At 75.5% G+C, this 1793-nt stretch carries 2 protein-coding genes; one reads left to right on the forward strand and one right to left on the reverse strand.

Annotated features, from left to right (window positions below; translation table 11 throughout):
• Positions 1 to 55 precede the first annotated feature (55 nt).
• Positions 56 to 667 (reverse strand): SanA/YdcF family protein, encoded by a 612-nt coding sequence (locus GUY60_RS37355; RefSeq protein WP_246236146.1) that lies wholly within the window; start codon positions 665 to 667, stop codon positions 56 to 58.
• 355 nt (positions 668 to 1022) lie between these two features.
• Here GUY60_RS37355 and GUY60_RS37360 point away from each other — a divergent pair.
• On the forward strand, positions 1023 to 1793 hold a 771-nt coding region (locus tag GUY60_RS37360; protein WP_161705946.1), incomplete at its 3' end, for a sirohydrochlorin chelatase.

Raw genomic sequence — 1793 nt, forward strand, 5'->3', positions numbered from 1 at the left:
CCACAGGTCCCCACGGTCCCCACAGGTCACCCCCGCCGCACCCCGTGGGCGCATCTCACCTCCCCGTGGCCAGCGCCCGTGCGATGCCGCTCTCGCGCGGGCCCAGGAAGCGCGGGTCCGGCTCGAAAAGCGCGTCGCCGGCCGCCTTGCCGGAGGCGATCAGCTCCCGGACGCCGCCGTAGTACCAGGTCGCGTCGTGCGGCTCGTCCACCCCCACGCCGTACGCCGATATGCCCGCGTCCCGGCACAGCGCCACCGCCCGGCGGATGTGGAAGCCCTGGCTGATCAGCACCGCGCGGTCGACGCCGAAGATCTTCCGGGCGCGGACGCAGGAGTCCCAGGTGTCGAAGCCCGCGTAGTCACTGACGACGCGGTGGTCCGGGACGCCGCGCTCGGTCAGGTACCCGCGCATCGCGTCCGGCTCGTCGTACTCCTCCCGGCTGTTGTCGCCCGTGACCAGGACGACCTCGATCCGGCCCGCTCTGTACAACTCCGCGGCCGCGTCGAGCCGATGGGCCAGATACGGCGACGGCTCACCGCCCCAGAGCCCCGCCCCGAACACCACCGCGACCTTCGCGCGCGGCACCTCGGCCGCGTCCCGCACCCGGTCGTTCGCCACGGCGTGCATCCAGGTCGCGGGCAGCAGCGCGAGCACACAGCCGAGCATGACCACCCGCAACACGAGCCGCCGCTCCCGCCTCCCGCGCAACCAGATCCGTGCCCGCTCCGGCCACGACCGTGGTCCCCGCCGCGACCCCTCCCCGTCGACCGTCGCCGCCCTCGCGACCGTTGATCCCCTCGCCATGCCTACCCCCCGTACATTCCGCCGTACATCCCGCTGTACATCCCGCCGTACATTCCCCCGTGCGTTCCCCCGCGTCCCTGCCAGTGTGCGGCCCGGGTCTGACATTCAGTGTGCCGCCCGTGACTGACAATCCTCGCCCGAGCCCGGTGAGACCGGGGGAAACCACTCGTCACCGCCACGCAATCAGCAGGCAACGTCCGCACGCCAGCCTTGTTCCATGAGGCCCACCGAAGCTCCCGGCGAGCACACCTGGCCCTCCCTGGGCACCCTGGAAAGCACCGCGCAGCTGATGGACCGGATCAACGACGAGCTCGGCGACCGGCTCAGCCACCGAGGCCGCGACGGCGGTCACCGGCACGCCCCCGAACCCACCCTCGTCCTCGTCGGGCACGGCAGCCGCGACCCGCGCACCCTCGCCACCGTGACCGCCCTGGTGGACGCCGTCCGCGCGCTCCGCCCCGGCCTGGACGTGCGGCTCGGCCACATCGAGATCAACGCGCCGCTGCTGCCCGACACCCTGGCCCGCCTCGCACCGGGCCGCGCCGTACTCGTGCCGCTGCTCCTCGGCCGCGGTCACCACGTCAAGCACGACCTGCCCGCTGCCGCCGCCGCGGCCCCGCACCTCGACACCCGCGTCGCCGCGCCGCTCGGCCCGCACCCGCTGCTCGTCGACGGCCTCGTCGACCGCCTGGCCGAGGCCGGCCTGCCCGCGTCCGCCCGGCCGCGCCGCGACGCCGGAGTCGTACTCGCCGCCGCGGGTTCCCGCGACCCCGACGGCCTCGCCGACACCCGCGCCACCGCGGCCGCCCTCGCCGACCGGCTCGGCGTCCCCGTCGTCGCCGCCTTCGCGTCCGCCGCCGCGCCCAGCGTGCCCGCCGCGCTGCGCCATCTCGCCGCCCGCGGCCGCCACCGGGCCGCCGTCGCCTCGTACTTCACCGCTCCGGGCCGCTTCGCCGCCCAGTCCTCCGCCGCCGCCCCCGGGATCGCC

Origin of the sequence: Streptomyces boluensis (genome assembly GCF_009908195.1) — a bacterium.
Lineage (GTDB): Bacteria > Actinomycetota > Actinomycetes > Streptomycetales > Streptomycetaceae > Streptomyces > Streptomyces boluensis.